This is a genomic window from Rhodoblastus sp., from assembly GCF_041915505.1.
Classification (GTDB): Bacteria; Pseudomonadota; Alphaproteobacteria; order Rhizobiales; family Beijerinckiaceae; genus Rhodoblastus.
Genome location: NZ_JAYSBG010000254.1, coordinates 1 through 5,223 on the forward strand (window position 1 = coordinate 1; position 5,223 = coordinate 5,223).

At 65.2% G+C, this 5,223-nt stretch carries 4 protein-coding genes; all 4 read left to right on the top strand.

Annotation, left to right across the window (positions count from 1 at the left end; all coding sequences use genetic code 11):
- Positions 1–447: UDP-3-O-acyl-N-acetylglucosamine deacetylase (locus ACE3S9_RS14400; RefSeq protein ID WP_374547170.1), on the top strand; the 447-nt coding region annotated here is incomplete at its 5' end.
- A 269-nt stretch (positions 448–716) separates the two neighbouring features.
- Positions 717–1,598, top strand: a complete 882-nt coding sequence (locus tag ACE3S9_RS14405) for an outer membrane protein assembly factor BamD (protein WP_374547171.1) — start codon at positions 717–719, stop codon at positions 1,596–1,598.
- A 45-nt stretch (positions 1,599–1,643) separates the two neighbouring features.
- Positions 1,644–3,314, top strand: a complete 1,671-nt coding sequence (gene recN / locus ACE3S9_RS14410; protein WP_374547172.1) for a DNA repair protein RecN — start codon at positions 1,644–1,646, stop codon at positions 3,312–3,314.
- A gap of 48 nt (positions 3,315–3,362) precedes the next feature.
- The coding region (gene ligA / locus ACE3S9_RS14415; RefSeq protein WP_374547173.1) for an NAD-dependent DNA ligase LigA at positions 3,363–5,223 on the top strand (1,861 nt) is incomplete at its 3' end.

The window sequence follows — 5,223 nt, forward strand, 5'->3', positions numbered from 1 at the left end:
AGCGGCGCCATCGGCCGCCAGCGCAAGATCCTCGATCTTGAACCCACCGCCTTCCGCCGCGATCTCGCCCGCGCCCGCACCTTCGGCTTTCTTTCGGACGTCAAGCGCCTCGTCGCCGCCGGTTTCGCGCTCGGCGCCTCGCTCGACAATTCGGTCGGCATCGAGGACGACCGCGTGCTCAATCCCGAAGGGCTGCGCTATTCGGACGAATTCGTCCGTCACAAAATGCTGGACGCGGTTGGCGACCTCGCCCTCGCCGGGGCGCCCCTGATCGGCGAATACCGTTCCTATTGCGGCGGCCATAAGCTGAACGTGGCCATTCTCGCGGCCCTGTTTTCCGATCGCACGGCCTATCGCTTCGTCGACGCCGCGCCGGCCCCGCGCGAAGGCGTTCGCGCCGATCTCGGCCTGGTCGCCGCGCCGGTGTTCATGCCGGAACGCAACTGAGCGAAAAAGCTCGGTTTTTCAAACGACTGTCGATCTTGTCGCCCCTTGCGGATCCTTGCGAGGGGCGTTCAAGTCTTAAAAATGCCGTAAAAAATCGCTTTTGCTTTTGCGCGCGCGGCGCTATGCGCGTGGCAGGCGGCGCGCCGGGCCCGGCTCCAGGGACCGGTCCAGGGGATTGGTCCGAAGGTTCGGCTCAGGGCGTTTCCGTCGAAGATTTAAGCGAACTCATCCGGGCCGTCGGCGCGCCCGCCTCACAACGAGCGTGTTGAATGACCTTTATCAAAGCCAAAGGCCTCAAGACATTTGGCGTCGCCCTTCTGGCGAGCGGCGCCTCGCTGGGGTTCGCCTCGTCGGCCTATTGTTTTTCGCTGGAGGATCTCAATCCTTTTTCGAACAATAAATATGAGATGAAGGTCGATCCCAACGTCCCGGCGGATCGCTACTACAATGAAGGCCTCGCCAAGATCGACAAGCACGATTACGAGAGCGCGGCCAAGGACTTCGCGACGCTCCAGAAGCAATATCCGTTCAGCGAATGGACGCGCAAGGCGCTGGTCATGGAGGTTTACTCCAATTACCTCGCCGGCTCCTATGTCGAGGCCTCGACGGCGGCCGATCGCTTCAACACGCTCTATCCCAATTCGCCCGACGCGGCTTACGTCAATTATCTGGCGGGCCAGGCCATGTACGGCGAAATGCCGGATGTTCAGCGCGATCAGGACCGCATGATCAAGGCGCTGAAATATTACCAGACCATCGTCGACAAATATCCGAAGTCCCAATATGCGGACGATTCGCGCTACAAGATCCAGATCTGCCGCGACCAGCTCGCCGGCCACGAGCTGGAGGTCGGCCGCTATTATCTGAAGCGCAAGAATTACACGGCCGCGATCAACCGTTTCCGCGAGGTGCTGTTCAAATACCAGACCACGCGCGAGGCCGAGGAGGCGCTCGAGCGCCTGACGGAGGCCTATCTCGCCATCGGCCTCACCAGCGAGGCCGAGACCGCCGCCGCGGTTCTGGGCGCCAATTATCCCAATTCGCAATGGTACAAGGACGCCTTCGAGCGTCTGCGCGCCGACGGACTGACGCCGCAGGAACATGAGGGCTCATGGATTTCCAAGGCGTTCAAGGGCGTCGGATTGAGCTGAGCGCCATTTCCGTCTATTCCTTCTGAGGAAGTCGAGGCGGGGTTCATGCTGGTCCAGCTCGCGATTCGCGACATCGTCCTGATCGACCGGCTGGAGCTCGACATTGGCCCCGGCCTGACCGTGCTTACCGGCGAGACCGGCGCCGGCAAATCCATCCTGCTTGATGCGTTTTCCCTCGCGCTTGGCGGGCGCGGCGATGGCGGGCTGGTGCGCTCCGGCCAGCCGCAGGGACAGGTGGTCGCCGTGTTCGATCCGCCGCCGGACCATCCCGCGCGCCTCGCCGCCGCCGAACAGGAGCTCGCCGTCGAGGGCGACCTGATTCTCCGTCGCATGCAGATGGCCGACGGCCGCAGCCGCGCCTTCGTCAACGACCAGCCGGTCAGCGTCCAGGCTTTGCGCGCCATTGGCGAGAAACTGGTCGAAATCCACGGCCAGCACGACGACCGCGCTCTGGTCGATCCCAATGTCCATCGCGCCTTGCTCGACGCCTTTGGCGGCCATGGCGCGCTGCTGACGGCGACGCGCGACGCGCATAACGCGCTGCGGGCGGCGGAAAAGGCCTTGCGCGACGAGCAGGCCGCCGTCGAGGCGGCGCGCAAGGAGGCCGATTATCTCGGCCACGCTTATGCGGAATTGTCCAAGCTCGCCCCGCAGTCCGGCGAGGAAGAGGCGCTCTCGGCCCAGCGCACGGCGATGATGCAGGCGGAAAAGGTCGTCGGCGACCTGCGCGACGCGCAGGACAGCGTTTCCGGCGACGGCTCGCCGCTCTCCACGCTCTCGGCGGCGCTGCGCCGGCTGGAGCGCCGCCAGCCGCAGGCGCCGCAGTTGATCGACCCCGCGCTCAAGGCGCTCGATCAGGCTTTGACCGCGCTCGATCTCGCCCAGCAGGCGCTGGATCAGGCCTTGCGCGACGCTGAATTTGATCCGCGCGCGCTGGAACAGGTCGAGGAGCGGCTGTTCGCCTTGCGCGCGGCCTCGCGCAAATATTCGGCCTCCGTCGATCATCTGCCGGCTCTGGCGGACAAATTCGCCGCCGATCTCGCCGCGCTCGACGCCAGCGAGGCGCGGCTGGTCGCGCTCGGCAAGGCGCGCGAGGCGGCTGACGCCGATTACCGCCGTCGCGCCGCCGCTCTAACCGAGGCGCGCCGCAAGGCGGTCAAGGCGCTCGACGTCGCCGTCACCGCCGAATTGCCGCCGCTCAAGCTCGAACGCGCCGTCTTCACCACCCAGCTTGTCACGGATGAAGCGCAGGCCGGTCCCGAGGGCGCGGAAAAGGTCGAATTCTGGGTCCAGACCAATCCCGGCGCGCGGCCGGGGCCGCTGATGAAGGTCGCCTCGGGCGGCGAGCTGTCGCGCTTCATGCTGGCGCTGAAAGTGGTGCTGGCCGATCGCGGCTCGGCGCCGACCCTGGTGTTCGACGAGATCGATTCGGGCGCGGGCGGCGCCGCCGCCGACGCCATCGGCCAAAGACTGGCGCGGCTCGGCGCGCGGGTGCAGGTGCTGTCCGTCACCCATGCGCCGCAGGTCGCGGCGCGGGCCACCACCCATATGCGCATCTCCAAGGATCTCGCCGACAAGGGCGCGCGCGCCGCCACACGGGTCGCGCCGCTCGTCGACGAACATCGCCGCGAGGAAATCGCCCGCATGCTGGCGGGCGCGACCATTACCGAGGAAGCCCGCGCCGCCGCCGCGCGGCTGATCGAAAACGCGCAATAACCGAGGGGCTTATCGCCTCCGCAGGAAAATTCCTCTAAATCTCGGGGCATGAGCAAGAGCGACGATCTGGCCCGCGCCCGCGCGGAACATCAAAGGCTCGGCGAGGAAATCGCCGCCCATGACCGCGCCTATTACCAGAATGACGCGCCGGTGATTTCCGACGCCGATTATGACGTCCTGCGCCGCCGCTATGAGGCGCTGGAAAAGCAATTTCCCGCACTGGCGGACGAAGAATCCCTCAGCAAAAAAGTCGGCGCGGCGCCGGCCGAGAAATTCGCGAAAATCACCCATGCCGTTCCGATGCTGTCGCTCGGCAATATTTTCGCCGATGACGAATTGGTGGAATTTGTCGCCCGCGTGAAACGCTTTCTGGGCCTCGGCGCGGGGGAGGACGTCGCCTTCACCGCCGAGCCGAAGATCGACGGCCTGTCCTGCTCGCTGCGCTATGAAAAAGGCGTTCTGGTCAATGCGGCCACGCGCGGCGACGGCCTGGTCGGCGAGGATGTGACCGCCAATGTCCGCACCATAGCCGATATCCCGCACAGGCTCGCGGGCGCCGCGCCGGAGGTGATCGACATACGCGGCGAAGTCTATATGAGCCATGCGGATTTCGCTGCGCTCAACGCCCGGCAGGCGGCGGCGGACAAGCCTTTATTCGCCAATCCGCGCAATGCGGCGGCGGGCTCGCTGCGCCAGCTCGACGCAAACATCACCGCGCAAAGGCCGCTCAAATTCTTCGCTTATGCTTGGGGAGCGGCGGAGCCCACGCTTCCCGCCGACACGCAGATCGGCATGATGGCCGCCTTCCGCGCCTTCGGCTTCACGGTCAATCCGTTGACGATTCTGTGCGATTCGGCGGCGGAAATGCTTGCTCATTTCCGCGACATCGAAAGCCGCCGCGCGTCGCTCGGCTATGACATTGACGGCGTGGTCTACAAGGTCAATGAGCTGGCCTTGCAGCAGCGGCTGGGCTTCGTCTCGCGCGCCCCCCGTTGGGCAATAGCGCATAAATTTCCCGCCGAAAAAGCGACCTCGGTCCTGCGCGATATCGAGATTCAGGTCGGCCGCACCGGCGTGCTGACCCCGGTGGCGCGGCTCGATCCCGTCACCGTCGGCGGCGTGGTGGTCTCCAACGCCACCTTGCACAATGAGGACGAGATCGCGCGCAAGGATATCCGCATCGGCGATACGGTGATCGTGCAGCGCGCCGGCGACGTCATTCCGCAAATTCTCGGAATTGTAGCCGACAAGCGCCCGGACGGCGCCAGCCCCTATCAATTTCCGCAAATATGCCCCGCCTGCGGCTCGGCGGCGGTGCGCGAGATCGACGCCAAGACCGGCGAGCCCGAAGCGGCGCGGCGCTGCACCGGCGGTCTGGTCTGTCCGGCCCAGGCGGTCGAAAAGCTGCGCCATTTCTGTTCGCGCAACGCCTTCGACATCGAGGGGCTGGGCGACAAGCAGATCGCCTTCTTTTACGAAAAGGGCCTGATCGCCACGCCGGCGGATATTTTCACCTTGCAGGCGCGCGACAAGGCGAGCTTGACCAAGATCGAGAATTTCGAGGGCTTCGGCAAAGTTTCGACGCGCAAATTGTTCGAGGCCATCGAGGCGCGGCGCGAGATCACGCTCAACCGCTTCATTTTCGCTTTGGGCATACGCCATGTCGGCGAGACCAACGCCATCCGGCTTGCGCGCTCCTTCGAGACCTTCGAGGCCCTGCGCGAGACGGCGCGCCACGCCACGCCGGACAGCGAGGCGCGGCGGCGCATCAATGATATTGACGGAATCGGCGATGTCGTGGCCGAGGCGGCGGCGGATTTCTTCGTCGAGCCGCATAACGAACAGGCTCTGGACGCGCTGCTCGCGGAAGTGCGCATCGTCCCGATGGAGGCGGTCAAGAGCGACAGCC

Coding starts and splice junctions, on each gene's coding strand:
- recN (WP_374547172.1), top strand. CDS start 1,644: ATGCTGGTCCAGCTCGCGATTCGCGACATCGTCCTGATCGACCGGCTG.
- ACE3S9_RS14405 (WP_374547171.1), top strand. CDS start 717: ATGACCTTTATCAAAGCCAAAGGCCTCAAGACATTTGGCGTCGCCCTT.